This window comes from Ruegeria sp. HKCCA5929, from assembly GCF_013034525.1.
Lineage (GTDB): Bacteria > Pseudomonadota > Alphaproteobacteria > Rhodobacterales > Rhodobacteraceae > Ruegeria.
In genome coordinates, this window is sequence record NZ_WQGE01000007.1 from 139,371 (window position 1) to 155,613 (window position 16,243).

The window sequence follows — 16,243 nt, forward strand, 5'->3', positions numbered from 1 at the left end:
CTCCTTTATTACTTAACATGTTTAGTATTTAATGTGCCCCACGTCAAGAGATTGCTTTGTTAATCTTTGCAATTTCCGAACTACCGCTCTAGAAGGCCGCATGACCACTCAAAGCCACACCAAGAGCACCGCCCGGTCCCTTCCTATCGCGCTGTTGCGTGCCCGTGAAACTGTCATGGCCCCGATCCGGGACATGCTGCAAGGCATCCAGATAACCGAACAGAAATGGCGCATCCTGCGCGTGCTGGATGAACTGGGCGAAGTGGAACAAAGCACCATTGCACACGAGGCTTGTCTGCTGCTTCCAAGCGTGACCCGCATCGTGCGCACAATGGAGGCTGATGGCCAGATCACTCGTCGCCAGGACAGTGACGACAAGCGCCGCACCATGGTCACGATCACGGATGCAGGCCGGTCCATCCTTAAGGAAAACCTGGCCACGTCACTTGCGATCTCCAGCAATATCGAGTCTCAGATGGGTCGTGAAAAGCTGGACCAATTGCTGGATCTTCTGGAAGAACTACAGGCCGTTAAAGTTTGACCTCGCCTTGAGCAGACGAGGCCGATTGAACGCTCAAAGAGTCGACAGACCCGTATCCAACGCTGACAGGATCTTGGTCACATCATCTGACGTGATAATCAGCGGGGGCGACAGAATGATGTTGTTGCCGGAAACGCGCACCATTACGCCATCTTCGTAAGCCGCTTTCTGAATCTGCAACGGCAGGTGTTTGGCAATTGGGACTTTGGTCGCCCGATCAGAAACGAGTTCGAGCGCGCACATCAAGCCCTCGCCACCGCGCACGTCGCCGATGACGTCATGCTTTTCGGCCAGCTTCTGCAACCCGGCAAATAATTCATCCCCGCGCGCCGCTGCATTTTCCCAAACCCGCAGCCTGTTGATCTCGGACAAAGCAGCCAGCGCCGCTGCTGCTCCAACCGGATGACCAGAGTAAGTGTAGCCCTGATCGACCGATGCAAGACCCGTGGTGTCCTTTTCGAAGACTTCAGCAACCGCGCCCGAAATCATTGCCGCGCCAAACGGAAAGTACCCGTTGGTGATCGCTTTTGCTGTTGTCATGATGTCCGGCTGAACGCCCCAATGCCGTGCTCCACTTTCGCTGCCGGTGCGGCCAAATGCGGTAATGATCTCGTCAGAGATCAAAAGAATACCGTGTTTGGAACACACCTCGCGCACCATGGGCATAAAGCTTTTGTGCGGAGGGATCACTCCCCCGGCGCCAAGAACCGGCTCCATGATAAACGCCGCAACCGTGTTTGCCCCCTGAAACGCGATCTCAGCTTCCAACGCCTTGACGCAAAGTTGCGCCAGACGCTCGGGGTCCGTCTCGTCAAACGGGTTGCGATAGGTCCAGGGTGCGGGCACGTGGAAACAACCCGGCATCATCGGCTCATAGACCGCGCGAAACTTTTGATTGCCGTTGACGGATGCAGCCGCGAAGTGGGTGCCGTGATAGCCCTGCTTGAGGCTGATGAACTTGGTGCGACCAGCATCGCCCCTGACCTTGTGGTATTGCCGTGCAAGCTTCAGCGCAATTTCGACAGAGTCCGATCCACCCGACGTAAAGAACGCGCGGGTCAAACCGTCAGGTGCGAAAAACTGCGCCAGCTCATAAGACAGTTCAATGGCTTTGTCATTGCTGGTTCCGCGAAAGGTCGAGTAATAAGGCAACGCGTTCAGCTGATCGGCAATGGCCTGTTTCACCGGTTCGCAGGAATAGCCCAAATTGACGTTCCACAGCCCCCCCACGGCATCCAGCGCTTTGTGACCATCAACATCGATAATGCTGACACCTTCACCGCCATTCAAAATGGTCGGCGGGTTCTTTTGACTGTCGGCAGGATGTGCCATCGGGTGCCAGAAATAACGGGCGTTGTTTTCCTTCAGAAAGTTCGAGTCTTTCATGGTGCGGGCCTCCGGAAGTATCGTTCACCCTCGGTCATGGGTGGAATTCAGTGGGAAAAGTGTCGGGTAACTGACCGCCAAAATCGGCGGTCAGGTCCGTCGAAAGAGTGTGCAATGCAGACAGAATGGATGGCAGGCGGTCGTCGGTGGCGCGGCCTTCTGGCACAGCAATTGCAATGGTCCCCAGAGCGACTTGATCAATACCAAAAATCGGCGCGGCGTACCCAAAGACGCCCTCTTCATAGCTGCCGTTGCTGTTGGCCCAGCCTGAGGCGCTGATCCGCGCAACCCGTTCTTTGATGATTTCAGGATCAATGAGCGTGGCGTCCGTGAAGCGCGCTTGCTCTTTGTGATCCAAATCTTCCATCAGACTGGGTGGGCCAAAACTGAGCATACAAAGACCCGAGGCCGTTGCATTGATCGGCAGGATCTCACTGGGGTCAAGGCTGACGCGCACGCTGTGCCGCGTTGTTTCAACCACCAATGCGGTTTGCAGCCCGGTCTTTTCTAACAGCGACAAATGCAGGCTTTCGCCAACGCGCTGCATCGCCATTTGCATTTTCTGGCGCGCACTTTCGATGCCTGGCCGCGCGATTTCACGCAGCGCTGCCAGGCGCAAGGCCGCCGGTCCGATAGCATAAGACTTGGTCATAGGATTCTGTTCGATCAGACCGTATTCCTCAAGCGCACGCAGGTGGCGCAGCGCGGTTGCCTTGTTCAATCCGGACAGTCGCGCAAAATGACTCAGCCCGATTTCCGGTCGCGCGCTTGAAAAGTAATCCAGCATTTTTAAGGCGTTAAGGGCTGTGCCCATGTGTTTCGCTTCCTCTTACTCAGGGAATACTTGACAGAACTAACTTAACAAAGCAACATTATTATTGTTAACGCGGATCAAATAATGAACCACGTATGGGAGGAGTCAATGAAGAAATTTCTTACAGCTGCGGCTTTAGTGGCATCAGCTACCGCTGCACTGGCCGAGTACCCCGAAAAGCCGGTCAGCTTTGTGGTGCCGTGGCCTCCGGGCGATCTGGAAGATGTTCTGACGCGGATGATCGCCGATGAATTTCAAACCATGTACGGCGTACCAGCCGCCGTCGTGAACAAACCCGGCGGTGGCGGTGGTCCGTTCCCGGGTGCCGTCGAGGTGGCAACCGCCCCTGCAGACGGCTACACCATCGGGTCTTTTGTCATCGGCGTGCCGGTCATTGGTCCCGAAATCGGCATCCCCGAGCTCAACCCCAACCCGTTTGATCCCATCGGGATCTTCCTGACCTATCCCTTCGTGATCGCAGCCAGCAAGGATGCGCCTTTCTCAAGCTGGGAAGAGCTGGCGGAACACGGCAAGGAAAACGACGTCGCACTTGGCCATTTCGGTTCCGTTTTACCACCGACCCAGGTGACCTTTGCCGCAGCCGTCAGCAGCGGGTTCGACTTTGCCAGCGAAGCGGCGTTTGACGCGCTGGACTGCAACACTCTGGCATCGGGCGACGTCGACGTGATCAACACCACCCTTCAGCTTATCCTGCCCTGTCTGGATCAGGTGAACGTCCTTGCCAGCATCGGCGGCGAGCGGATTTCGCTGGTGCCCGATACACCAACAGTCGTGGAACTAAACCCGGATCTGCCTTTGGCCCTGTGGAACGGATTGTTTGTCCACAAGGACACCCCAGCGGACGCCCGCGAAAAAATTTCGGCGGCGGCTCAAAAGGCGCTGAGTTCTGACAAGGCAAAACAATTGGCCGAGGAAACCGGTGCCCTGATTTATTGGCAGGATCCGGATGCCTCCAACGCTCAGATCGAGCAGGACAAAGCCTCGTTCGCCAAGATCGAAGAGATCCTGGGCGAATAAACCGGAACGGGCCCGGCACGTTTTACAATGCCGGGCCTATTTCCATCCAACAGGAGGCCACGATGATTGCAAAGACCTTGCAAGACATGTTCCGGCGCTATCGACGCCCCGGTGACATCGTGTTTGCCACGATGTTCTTCGTGTTCTCGCTGTTACTTCTCAGCCAGCTTGGAAGCGAAACTCAGGTCGTCAAACGGACAAAGTGGTTTGCGCAGCCTGCTTTGTGGCCAACTATCGCGATCTGGGGCATGGTTGTGTTCAGCGGTCTGCATTTGCTGAGCTCATTCCTGTCACCACGTATTCCAGGCCGTTTGCGAGAGATCACGTTTTGGCTGAAATCGCTCGAATACGTTGTCTATTTTCTGATTTACGTTGTTGCTGTTCCATGGCTTGGATACTTGCCCTCGACCATGCTGTTTGCAGCCCTTTTAACTGTCCGTCTGGGGTTTCGCTTGCCCGGGGCCTTTTGCATCGCCCTTGTCTTTGGCGCGGTAGTCGCAATCGTCTTTCGGGCGCTACTGCAGGTGAACATCCCCGCTGGTCGCGTTTATGAATACCTGCCCGACGGGCTGCGCGCCTTTGCGCTGACCTATCTATGAGGCGGCAATGGACAATCTGATTTCCGGCTTTGCAATTCTGGCCCAGTGGCAAGTCATGGTGGCGCTGATCATCGGCTCTGTCGGGGGTGTTATCATTGGCGCCTTGCCCGGCGTGGGCGCCGCCGTGGCCATCGCGATCCTGCTGCCTGCTACATTTGCTTTCGAGCCTATCGTTGGGCTGACCCTTCTGCTGGGCATCTACGGGTCATCCATGTACGGTGGGGCAATCCCGGCCATTCTGATCAACACCCCAGGCACGGCCGTGAACGCCCTTACCACCTATGACGGCTATCCCATGACCAAACGCGGCGAAGGCCATCGGGCTTTGTCGCTGGCCTATTCAGCTTCGTTCTTTGGGGGTATTTTCTCGATCCTTTGCCTGATCGTTCTTTCGCCCGTTCTGGCATGGGTCGCCCCGCATTTCGGCAGTCGCGAGATTTTTCTGGCCGCTTTCATGGGTATTTTACTCGTGATCCTGGCTCATCGCGGGCAGACTTTTTCCGCCGCCATGCTGGCGTTTTTTGGGATTTTTCTGAACACGGTGGGGCTGGAGCCTGTCAAATACACGCGGCGTTTCACCTTTGAACAAACCTGGCTGTCGTCGGGCGTCGATCTGATCGTTGTTGTATTGGGCCTGTTTGCCATCAGCCAAGCGCTGCTTTTGCTGGTCGATAAGGAACACGCTCCTGGCGAAGCCCATGTTCGCGGCAATATATTTACCGGCCTGAAAGAGCTTCTGGGCCTGAAGCGCATCGCCACCGTATCGTCATCACTGGGTGTTCTCATGGGTATGGTGCCGGGCACCGGCGAATTCACGTCTCAGTTCCTGTCTTACACCTACGCTCAGAAGAGCTCGAAAGATCTCGACGCTTTTGGCAAAGGATCGCCCGAAGGTCTGGTGGCGTCTGAGGCCGCCAACAACGCTGTTCCGGGGGCCGCAATGATCCCGCTTTTGGCGCTGGGCATTCCGGGTGAGGCTCTGACCGCGATGATGCTGTCGGTTTTCTACGTCCACAACGTGATCCCCGGCCCGCAACTGTTTGCGGAACAGATGGACTTTGTCATGGCTCTGTATATGGCGTTGATCCTTCTGAACGTGGTTGTTCTGATCTTTTTGCTGTTTTCGACCAATCTGCTGCTGAAACTCATTCAGATCCCAACCCGATTTTTGGGCATCATGATCCTGACCCTTTCTTTTGTGGGCGTGTACAGCCTGCGAAACTCGATCACCGATTGCGCGATTGCGGCCGGGTTCGGCGTTTTTGGCCTGATCCTGAAACGCCTGAACCTGCCGATCGTGCCCATCATTTTGGGTATGGTTTTGGGTGGCATCATGGAGGTCAAACTGCGCAGCGCCATGGCCCGTGTGAAATCACCGCTTGATTTCATCGACCGGCCCATCGCGGCAATCCTGTTTGTGATGATCCTGGGGATCATCCTGTTGCACATTCGATCTCTGATCCAGGAACACAAGGACCGCGTCAAACCGCAACCGGTTCTCGACGAAGACACGACACAGCAAGGATAATGCCACATGGATCAGTCCTCGATTGACGCGCTGCGCACTCAGGCAATCGCTCCGCGCGGACATTTCATAAACGGCCGCTTTCAGGATGGTGAAACCGGTGCTCAGCATCAAGTGCATTCCCCAATCAACGGTCAGCCGCTGGCGGTGATCGCCGAAGGCAGTGCCGCAGATGTCGACGCCGCCGTCCGTGCGGCGCGGGTATCGTTTGAAGATGGGCGGTGGTCACGACTGGCCCCTGCGGGCCGTAAGAAAGTGCTGCTGAAGCTTGCTGATCTAATCGAATCCCAAGCGCTGGAGATCGCTGTTCTGGGCGTTCGCGACAACGGGACCGAGATCAATATGGCCTATAAGGCCGAGGCGCTCTCGGCTGCGGCAACGTTCCGGTATTATGCCGAAGCCATCGACAAGCTGTACGGCCAGATCGCCCCCACGGGTGACGACGTTCTGGGTCTGATACATCACGCACCCGTTGGCGTTGTCGGCGCGGTTGTGCCATGGAACTTTCCGCTGATGATCGGTAGCTGGAAAATCGCCCCGGCGTTGGCGGCAGGCAACTCCGTGGTCTTGAAACCAGCAGAAAGCGCTTCGCTCAGCCTGTTGAAAATCGCCGAACTGGCAGCTGAGGCCGGGGTGCCAGACGGCGTGTTCAACGTCGTGACCGGTCGCGGTTCGGTTGTGGGTGAGGCGCTGGCGCTATCGATGGATGTCGACATCCTTGTCTTCACCGGGTCAGGCGCGACAGGGCGGCGGCTTTTGGAATATTCCGCGCGGTCCAACCTAAAGCGCTGCTATCTGGAACTGGGCGGCAAATCGCCGAACATCGTCTTTGCCGATGCCCCGGACCTTGCCGAGGCGGCCAAGGTTTCAGCCGCTGGCATTTTCCGTAATTCGGGCCAGGTCTGTGTCGCCGGATCGCGCCTGTTGGTCCAACAGGAGATTTACGAGGACTTCGTCTCTGAGATCACCCGCCACGCCTCAGCCTTTCGCGTTGGCGATCCGTTGGACCTGAACAGCCAGATCGGCGCGGTTCACAGCCTGTCCGAACTGGAGTCCAATCTGGATTTCGTGAGCACAGCCGAAGCGGAAGGCGCTGAGCGCCGCACAGGTGGCGCCCGTATTCTGACCGAGACTGGTGGTTATTACATGGCACCGACCGTCATGGCCGGGGTGAAAGAGACCGACAGTCTGTTCCAAAACGAAGTCTTTGGCCCTGTTCTGGCCGTCACGCCCTTCACGGACGAAGAAGACGCGATCCGTCTGGCAAACGCGACCGTTTACGGGTTGGCAGGCGGGGTCTGGACCTCGAACCTAGGCCGCGCACATCGCATGGTCGCAGGCATTCGTGCCGGGGTTGTCCATGTGAACACCTATGGCGGCGCAGACCTGTCCGTTCCCCTTGGTGGCGTTCGTCAGTCGGGCAACGGGCATGACAAGTCGCTGCATACAATGGAAAAGTACTTCGATCTGAAAACCGCTTGGATCAAACTCTGACCGCCGAGAAGCAAGAGAGGCACAAATGACCAATAACACAATCCTGTTGATCGGCACCTACGACACCAAAGAACCCGAAATGCGGTTTATCGAAGAAACAATTCAAGCGCAGGGTGCCAATGTATTGACGATGGATGTGTCTGTTTTGGGTGATCCCTCTGCACCAACTGACATCTCAAAGCATGACGTGGCCGCGGCTGGTGGCATGACAATTGATGAGGTCATCGCCCAAGGAGACGAAAATAAAGCCTTCCGCATCATGTCTGCCGGGGCCGCCAAAGTGGTTGCACGGGCCTATGCCGACGGACGGTTTGACGGGATGCTGGCCACCGGCGGTACAATGGGCACCGACCTTGCGCTGGATTGTGCGCAGGCGCTGCCGATGGGCGTGCCGAAATACATTGTCTCAACCGTCAGCTTTTCACCGCTTATCCCGCCACACCGGCTGGCCCCCGATATTCAGATGATCCTTTGGGCTGGCGGGCTCTATGGCATGAATTCGATCTGCCAATCATCGCTCAGTCAGGCGGCTGGGGCGGTGGTCGGCGCGACAAAGGCCGCCATTGCACCGGACCGTAGCAAGCCACTGGTTGGCATGACCAGCCTGGGATCATCCTGCCTTCGGTACATGAAGACCCTCAAACCAGCACTGGAAGAGCGCGGGTTTGAAGTGGCCGTGTTTCATTCCACAGGGATGGGTGGCATGGCCTACGAAAAACTGGCCAGCGAAGGCGCGTTCGCCTGCGTGATGGATTTCTGTATGCAGGAATTCGGAAACCTCATGGCGGGCTCTGTCGTTTCAAGCGGCGAGGACCGGGTCACCAATGCCGGGCGCATGGGTATCCCGCAGATGGTCGCCCCCGGCGCGCTGGATTTGATGGATTTTGCAGGCTGGCAGGAGATCCCCGAACACTATGCCGACCGGCCTTTCCACGAACACAACCGGCTGATCAAAAGTTCGGTCTTCAACGGAGCCGAACGGCGCGCCTGGATTCGGGAACTTGCCAATCGATTGGGTGCAGCAAAAGGACCAACGCATTTCTTTCTACCACTGCAAGGCATCGAGGCCTGGGACAAGGAAGGTGAAGAGGCGCATGACCCACAAGCACTAGCCGAAATGATCGACGAAGCCCGCCGGGTGATGCCTGATCAGGTGCCAATGACCGAACTGGACGCCCATATCAACGATACCGCGTTCTGCGACGCCGTTCTAACGCTTTTCGACGATTGGGTCGAACGTGGCGTGGTTACGTCAACGCCACAAAGTTGACTTTTCACGGGGCAGTATCGCCCTCATTGAAACATGAAGACTTCGGTGCGTAAGTTTACAGGTTACGCCGTGTATTTGAATGAACTGCATTCACAAAAATCAGCTAATAATGGAATTGAGCTAAAACTACACCCTTCCTAAGATGCGCGGGAAAACACCTCATCAAGGACGCGCTCATGCGGCGAACACGATCAAGACGGGCTTCTGGTTCCGCGACGCCACAGATGACTTTACCGCCCCTTGGCGGTCGATTTATGCCGCTGGATAACAGCAAACTGGCGCATATCACCGATACCGCCTTCGACATTTTGGAAAAAATTGGTGTCTCAGAGGCACCTGAAGATATTCGCACACTGGCGTTAGAGAATGGGGCGACGGAACGGGCTGATGGCCGCATCACCTTTTCACGCACCTTGGTCGAGGACATAATCGCAGGCGCGTGTAAACGCGTAGAACTGCCCGGTTTCAATCGGGATCGCGGGATCGAGGTTGGCGGCGGTCGCGTCCATATCGGTACCGGTGGCGCAGCGGTGCAAGTGCTTGACGCCGCCACAAATACGTTCCGCGACAGCACGTTACAAGACTTGTACAGCCTGATGCGCATCGTGGATGCCTGCGACAGCATTCACTATTCCCTGCGTCCCGTTGTGGCCCGGGATCTGGAAGACCCGCTGACCCTGGATATCAACACGGCATTTGCCGCGATGAAGGCGACCTCGAAACCCATTGGCACAAGCTTTTTCGAGCCCGCCAGTGTAACCCCCGTGGTTGAAATGTTCGACGCGGCTTTAGGCGGCAACGGCGCGTTCAAGGCGCAGCCCTTCTGTTTCGCATCCGTTTGTCACGTGGTGCCACCGCTGACGCTGGCCGAAGAGGCCTGCGGGGTGATGCGTGAATGCGTCCGATTGGGGATACCGCTGCAGATTTGCTCAGCGGCGCAGGCGGGGGCAACAAGTCCGGCCGCGCTGGCTGGCGCATTGGCACAGGGTTTGGCCGAGTCTCTGGCCGGTCTGGTTCTGGTCAACATGATGCAGCCTGGCTTTCCATGTATTCTAGCGTTCCTGCCGTTCATTTCCGACCTGCGGACTGGCGCTATGACCGGCGGTTCTGGCGAAGCTGCTGTGGCCAATGCTGCCGCTGCGCAACTGCTTTTGAACCTCGGCCTGCCTTCAACCGTTTCAGCGGGCATGACCGATGCCAAGACGGCGGACGCGCAGTCGGGCTATGAAAAGGGTTATACAATTGCGCTGGCCGCACAGGGCGGCGCTGACATGATAAACTTGTCCGTGGGTATGCTGGGCTCGATCATGGCAGCCAGCAAAGAAGCTCTGGTGATCGACAACGACATGTGCGGTGCCATCCTGCGTTCAGTGCGCGGCGTTGAAATGTTCGAAGGCTCGATTGATCTGGACATGATCGAACAGGTCGTGACCGGCGAAGGGCACTTCCTCGGCACGGCTCAGACCCTGGATCTGATGACCAAGGAATACGTCTATCCGTCTCTGGGCGATCGCCAGAGCGTCAATGACTGGCTTGAAAGCGGTGCGCAAACCGTCTGGGACAAAGCCATAGCCCGCGTTGCCGAGATCGAAGCGCAGCCTGCGCCTTCCCACCTGCCGGCCGATATCGAGGCCGCCCTGCGCGCTCGCCTGCCCATCCATCTGAAAGATTAAACACATGAAAAGCCAAACCAAAGTTGTGATCATCGGGGGCGGCGCGGTTGGTGTCTCGACCCTTTATCATCTTGCCAAAGCCGGGGTGACCGACACACTGCTGATCGAAAAGAACGAATTGACCAGCGGATCGACCTGGCACGCAGCAGGTAACATCCCCACCTATGCCAACAGCTGGGGCGGCATGCGCGCGGGCAACTACGCCTGGCAACTGTATAAGGAACTGGCGGAAGAGGTCAACTATCCGATCACCTACCGCCACACCGGTGCGTTCTGGCCCGCCCACACGCCCGAACGCATGGACCTGTTCCGTCATCTTGTCGGCATCTCGAAAGGCTTGGGCTATGACATGGCGATGCTCACCCCGTCCGAAATGGACGACATGCATCCCTATTTCAGCTCGGGTGACAGCATCATCGGCGGGATTTTCGACCCGTATGAGGGTGACGTGGACCCAAGCCAACTGACTCAGGCACTGGCCAAAGGCGCGCGGGATCAGGGCGCGGCGATCGCGCGGTTCACCACAGTCACCGGCATTAGTCGCCGCGTGTCCGGCGAGTGGGAGGTTCAGACCGACAAGGGCAATGTTGTCTGTGACATCGTGATCAACGCCGGGGGCTATTACGGTCGTCAGGTCGGTGAGATGGTCGGCCAGAAACTGCCCGTTGTCACGCTGGAACATCAGTATCTGGTCACCGAAAGCCTGCCGGAACTTGAAGCCAATCCGGAAAACTTCCCGCTCGTCCGCGACCCAGACATCATGTACTACCTACGGCGTGAGCGGAACGGGCTGCTGCTGGGCTCATACGGTCACGAAGGCCGGCCCGCATGGCTGGACGGGATGCCCGATTGCTTTGCCAATCAGCTTTATCCCGACAGCGTCGACGACATCGCCGAAATCCTCGAAGCCGCATTGGAACATGTTCCGCTGCTGGGTGAGGCCGGGGTCAGCCGCTTCGTGAATGGTCCGATCCCCTACAGCCCCGATGGCGCGCCGCTTTGCGGTCCGGCGTTTGGTCTGCCGAACTTCTACCATGCCTGCTGTTTCCCGGTGGGTATCACCCACTCAGCAGCAGCAGCGAAAACCCTGACCGAGTGGATCACCGAAGGCGAAACCGAATGGGACATGTCCTTCTGGGACCCGCGCCGCTTTGGCGAGGAGTGGGCGACGTTCGACTATACTGTCAAACGATCAAGTGAGTTGTATGAGCACCAATACGCGATCCCCTACCCGCATCGCTTGTGGAAATCGGGCCGACCAGTTCAGACAACGCCGCTTTACGAGACGCTCAAAGACAAAGGCGCAGTGTTTGGGCAGGTTGCAGGATGGGAACGCGCCTTCTGGTTTGAAACGGACCAAATCAAGGATGATAGCCAGCTGAGCTTCCATCACGAGGTCTGGCACGATGCGGTCAAAGCTGAGTGCGAAGGCGTACGCGACCGGGTTGGCGTTATGGATCACGGCGGCTTCACCCGGTATGAGGTTGAAGGACCAAAGGCCACCGAGTTCCTCAATTGTGTCTTCTGCGGCGCAATGCCCGCCGTGGGCCGGGTCAAGCTGTCCTATATGCTGACCACCAAGGGGAAGATTTGGTCCGAGGCCACGATTGCGCGGCTGGATGAGAACAAATACCTGCTCTGCGGCCCCACTCTGGCCGATCAGCGCGATCACGACTGGATGTCGAAATTCCTACCGGACGAGGGCGTGACCCTGACCCGAGGCTCTGATTTTGACGCTGCTCTGATGGTCATGGGACCAAAATCGCGCGAGGTGCTGCAACCGTTGACCGAGGATGATCTGTCCAAAGAAAACGCCCCTTGGATGTCGGTGCGCGAGATCACCATTGCAGGTGCACCGGTCATCGCGCTGCGGGTGTCTTATGTCGGTGAATTGGGCTGGGAACTGCACATGCGCAGCGCGGATCTGGTCCGCGTCTACACCACTATCATGGAGCAAGGCGCAGTTCACGGTATTGTCGAGTTCGGCTCTTACGGGCTGAACGCCATGCGGCTTGAGAAAGGCTATCACGGCTGGGGCGCTGATTTCGGCATCGAATATACTGCCTTTGACGCCGGTCTGGATCGCTTTGTCAGCAAGAAGAAAAGCAGCTTTGTCGGGCGCGACGCGTTTCTGGCGCAGGCTGAGCAGCCGAAGGACTATCACTTCACCGCCTTCGTACTCGACGGCCACGGCGCCGACGCGCTGTCTTCCGACCCCATCTGCCGGGATGGAAAGCCGGTGGGCTATGTCAGCTCGGGCGGCACCGGCTTCCGCATCGGCCAGCGGATCGCTCTGGGCTATCTGACAGAGGCCGCGAAGCCCGGTGATGTGTACCAGATCGAAGTGCTGGGTGTTCCGGTCAACGCAACCGTGTCGAGCGTGCCCTTCTACGATCCCGAAAACGACCGGTTGCGGGGATAAGACCCATGGCGAAATCTCTTCCGACGGACGTTCAGGTCGCTATCATCGGCGGCGGCATTGTCGGCTGCGCGACCGCTTATCACCTCGCCAAGGCAGGCTGGTCGGTCGCCCTGTTCGAGCGCAAGAAACTGACCAGCGGAACGACATGGCATGCCGCTGGCTTGGTCAGCGAAACACAAGGCGTGCCGGTCATGTCTGCGCTTGCGAAATACGGCCTCGACCTGATGGAAAACCTCGAGGACGAGACAGGGCAGAATACCGGGTTCAAGCGCAACGGCTCGATGACTGTGGCTCTGACCGAGGCGCGCATGGAGGAGCTGCGGCGCAAGGTCGACTATGCCCATGGATGCGGGTTGCGCGCAGAAGAGATCAGCCTAAAAGAGGCACAGGAGCGCTGGCCTCTGCTATCCGTCGACGGTGCAAAGGGCGCGTTCTGGTTTCCCGGCGACGGCTATACCAACCCCATCGACACGACGATGGCTCTGGCCAAGGGCGCGCGGATGAACGGCGCGCAGGTTTTTGAAGATACCAAGGTCACCCGCGTTGTGATCGAAGGCGGGCGCGCTGTCGGCGTTGAAACCGCCGAAGGTCTGGTCCGCGCCGAGCATGTGGTCAACGCCACCGGCATGTGGGCGCGCGAGTTTGGCTTGACTCATGGGGTGCAGATCCCGCTGCATTACACCAACCACTATTACGTGGTCACCGACCCGATTGAGGGTGTGACCGGAGACCTGCCTGTCCTGCGGGTGATGGATGAATACGCCTATTACAAAGAGGATGCGGGCAAGCTTCTGATCGGCTGTTCCGAACCTAACGCGACCCCTTGGCTGCCCAAGGATGGCCTGCCCGAGGCCTTCGAATTCGACGAACTGCCCTGCGACGAAGAACACCTCTACCCCATCCTCGAAGCGGCTATGGTGCGTGTTCCCACGCTGGCGGAGTCGGGTATTCGCAAGTTCTTCAACGGGCCTGAGTGTTTTACCCCGGACGCCAAACACTATCTGGGGCCGGTCCCGGATGTGAAAGGCTATTGGGTCGCCGCAGGTTTCAACTCAACCGGGATCCAGAACGGCCCCGGCGCGGGCAAAGCTCTGGCCGAGTGGGTCATGGCCGGTCACATGACCATGGACCTCGCCGATGTGGACAGCCGCCGCATCGTGCCTGGCTTGAACGCGCGCAGCTACACTGCGACCAAGGCTGCCGAAACGCTTGGGCACGCCTATGCGATGCACTGGCCTTATCTTCGCAAAACACAGGCGCGCGGCCTGCGTCGGACACCCTACTATTCGCATCTCCGCGACGCGGGCGCACAGTTTGGCAGTGCCAATGGCTGGGAACGTCCGCTCTACTATGGGCGCGAGATGACGGATGGGTTCGGACGCGAGCCGTGGTTCGACGATTGGCAGGCCGAACATCAGGCTCTGCGCACCGATCTGGGTTGCATCGACCTGACCTTTGGCCGGTTTATCGTGGATGGGCAGGATGCCGAGTCACAGATGCAACGGCTTTGCGGGGCCAATATGGCAGTTGCGCCGGGTGCTTTGATCTATACCCACATGTTCAACCCACAAGGCGGGATCGAAGCGGATGTAACCGTCGCGCGGCTTAGCACATCCCGCTATTTGGTCATGGCGTCTGCCGGGGCTGAACCGCAAACGGAATATTGGCTGAAAACGCAACTGACAGGCACCTCGGTTTCAGTTGTCAACGTCACCTCATCCGAGGCGACGCTGGCCCTGATGGGCCCGCGAGCGCGGGACTTCCTGGCCGGGCTGACGGACGCGGATCTGTCGAATGACGCCTTCCCCTTTGGATCTTGGCAATCCCTGCATGTTGGTCACGCGCCAGTTCGCGCCCAGCGGATCACCTATGTCGGCGAGTTAGGTTGGGAATTGCACATCCCGGCCGAGTTCGCGCAGCAGGTTTTCGAGACCATCATGGCCGCCCCTGACGCGCCGCGCCTGTGCGGTGGCATGTCAGTAGACAGCTGCCGGATCGAAAAAGGCTTCCGCCACTGGGGCCACGACATCGGCCCGCATGACAGCCCGGTAGACAGCGGCCTGACTTTTGCATGTGACTTCACAACTGACTTTACGGGTAAAGAGGCCATTTTTGCCCGCAAATCGGCAGGCCCCGAAAACCGTTTGCTGTCACTGCGGCTCGACGATCCAGACGCCCTGATCTTTGGAAAAGAACCCATCCTGTGCGATGGGGAAATCGTTGGGCGTTTGACCTCGGCCAGCTATGGCTGGAGCGTCGTTGGGGCCATTGGCATGGGATATGTTTCGCGGCCCGAAGGCATGACGATGAAAGCTCTTGCGGCACGCAGCTATCAGGTGAAGGTGGCAGGGCGGACTGTAACGGCACAAGCCAGCCTGCGCCCGCTCTACGATCCGGATAATGCCCGGATGCGCGGTTAAGCAAATCGGGAGAGGTGTTCGGATCAAATCTTGGTCCGAAAGCCTCTGCCAACCATTAGATGTTGGCCCTAAGGCGCGCTCTGCTCGATATGAGGTGAGATTCCGAATTGCCTGCGATACAGCTTTGAAAAATGACCGGCAGAGGAAAAGCCGCATGCGACGGCGACGTCGATCACGCTCATATGGGTCTGTTGCAACAGCACGCGTGCTCTGTCCAACCGCAGGTTCGTCATATAGGTTTTAGGCGTACATCCCAGATAACGTCCAAACAAACGCTCTAGCTGGCGCGTAGATATACCGACTTTCTGTGCAAGCATGGATGTAGGGAGAGGATCTTCCAGACTGTCTTGGATCACCGCGACCGCCCTTGAGAGTTTTTCGTTCCTATGCTGCAATCGGCAACGGTCAGTCATAGTTTGACGGCTATCGCCCGGTCGCACCGACGCGCATAGCAGGTCGTCCGCAACACGGTTCGAAATCGCCGTACCCGCTGTTTGCCGAATTAAGGCTAGAAACAGATCAAGCGTGGCAGCCCCACCGGCGCTGGACAGGAAATTGGCTTCCTCTTCATAGATTGTGCAGACAGGGTCCAGTTTCAGGAAGGTTTCCTCAAAAACCGGCTGCAAGCGCCAATGCGCGCAGATCTTGCCTTTTTGCGCCAACCCTATGAGGGCCAGGTAAAGTGCTCCCCCACCTAAGCCGCAAAGCCGAGCCCCCTGCCGTGTGGCCTTGCGAAGCCAAGCATTGATCCTTTCCGATGTTGGCGTTTTCTGGGTGTCGATGGAGGCGCATACGACAATGCAATCGCCGTTTTGGACCGCTGGCAATGCGCCCTCAACCGCGATGTTCATACCCGCTGATGACACCACTGGTGCGCCGTCTTCGCTGACAATCTGCCAACGGAAAAAAATTTGCTCTGCCGCTTTGTTGGCGGCCGCCAATGCGTCAACGCCAGAGCCCAGATCAAGGGCCGAAAACCCCGGCATTGCAAGGAAGATGAAGCGTTTCAGTTCAACCGGGCAACCCCGGCTTACTTTGAACTCTGAATCGAAGTGCCCCAT

General features: G+C 57.9%; 12 protein-coding genes. 9 read left to right on the forward strand and 3 right to left on the reverse strand.

Annotated elements, in window-relative coordinates; genetic code table 11:
• Positions 1 to 100: 100 nt before the first annotated feature.
• Positions 101 to 541 (forward strand): homoprotocatechuate degradation operon regulator HpaR, encoded by a 441-nt coding sequence (hpaR, locus tag GOV90_RS16760; protein ID WP_171095190.1) that lies wholly within the window; start codon positions 101 to 103, stop codon positions 539 to 541.
• A 33-nt stretch (positions 542 to 574) separates the two neighbouring features.
• Here hpaR and GOV90_RS16765 read toward each other — a convergent pair whose 3' ends face one another.
• Both GOV90_RS16765 and GOV90_RS16770 read right to left on the reverse strand, forming a co-directional pair.
• Positions 575 to 1,927, reverse strand: a complete 1,353-nt coding sequence (locus GOV90_RS16765; RefSeq protein ID WP_171095192.1) for an aminotransferase class III-fold pyridoxal phosphate-dependent enzyme — start codon at positions 1,925 to 1,927, stop codon at positions 575 to 577.
• 34 nt (positions 1,928 to 1,961) lie between these two features.
• Complete coding sequence (locus GOV90_RS16770; protein WP_171095194.1) at positions 1,962 to 2,741, reverse strand: IclR family transcriptional regulator; 780 nt, start codon at positions 2,739 to 2,741, stop codon at positions 1,962 to 1,964.
• Between the two features lie 108 nt (positions 2,742 to 2,849).
• On the opposite strand from GOV90_RS16770, the gene GOV90_RS16775 reads away from it, so the two are divergent.
• From GOV90_RS16775 to GOV90_RS16810, 8 genes are all read left to right on the forward strand, one after another.
• On the forward strand, positions 2,850 to 3,779 hold the full coding sequence (locus GOV90_RS16775; protein WP_171095196.1) for a tripartite tricarboxylate transporter substrate binding protein: 930 nt from the start codon (positions 2,850 to 2,852) through the stop codon (positions 3,777 to 3,779).
• A 62-nt stretch (positions 3,780 to 3,841) separates the two neighbouring features.
• Entirely contained in the window at positions 3,842 to 4,378 is a 537-nt protein-coding gene (locus GOV90_RS16780; RefSeq protein WP_171095198.1) for a tripartite tricarboxylate transporter TctB family protein, read from the forward strand.
• A 7-nt stretch (positions 4,379 to 4,385) separates the two neighbouring features.
• Positions 4,386 to 5,906, forward strand: a complete 1,521-nt coding sequence (locus GOV90_RS16785) for a tripartite tricarboxylate transporter permease (protein ID WP_171095200.1) — start codon at positions 4,386 to 4,388, stop codon at positions 5,904 to 5,906.
• Positions 5,907 to 5,912: 6 nt separating this feature from the next.
• On the forward strand, positions 5,913 to 7,397 hold the full coding sequence (locus GOV90_RS16790) for an aldehyde dehydrogenase family protein (protein ID WP_171095202.1): 1,485 nt from the start codon (positions 5,913 to 5,915) through the stop codon (positions 7,395 to 7,397).
• Between the two features lie 25 nt (positions 7,398 to 7,422).
• Positions 7,423 to 8,667: a Tm-1-like ATP-binding domain-containing protein gene (locus GOV90_RS16795; RefSeq protein WP_171095204.1), complete on the forward strand. Its 1,245-nt coding sequence runs from the start codon at positions 7,423 to 7,425 to the stop codon at positions 8,665 to 8,667.
• Between the two features lie 176 nt (positions 8,668 to 8,843).
• Positions 8,844 to 10,340, forward strand: a complete 1,497-nt coding sequence (locus GOV90_RS16800; protein ID WP_256367935.1) for a trimethylamine methyltransferase family protein — start codon at positions 8,844 to 8,846, stop codon at positions 10,338 to 10,340.
• A gap of 4 nt (positions 10,341 to 10,344) precedes the next feature.
• A complete protein-coding gene (locus GOV90_RS16805; protein ID WP_171095208.1) occupies positions 10,345 to 12,762 on the forward strand; it encodes an FAD-dependent oxidoreductase in 2,418 nt (805 codons plus the stop codon).
• A 5-nt stretch (positions 12,763 to 12,767) separates the two neighbouring features.
• A complete protein-coding gene (locus GOV90_RS16810; protein ID WP_171095210.1) occupies positions 12,768 to 15,182 on the forward strand; it encodes an FAD-dependent oxidoreductase in 2,415 nt (804 codons plus the stop codon).
• A gap of 68 nt (positions 15,183 to 15,250) precedes the next feature.
• Here GOV90_RS16810 and GOV90_RS16815 read toward each other — a convergent pair whose 3' ends face one another.
• Entirely contained in the window at positions 15,251 to 16,243 is a 993-nt protein-coding gene (locus GOV90_RS16815) for a GlxA family transcriptional regulator (RefSeq protein ID WP_171095212.1), read from the reverse strand.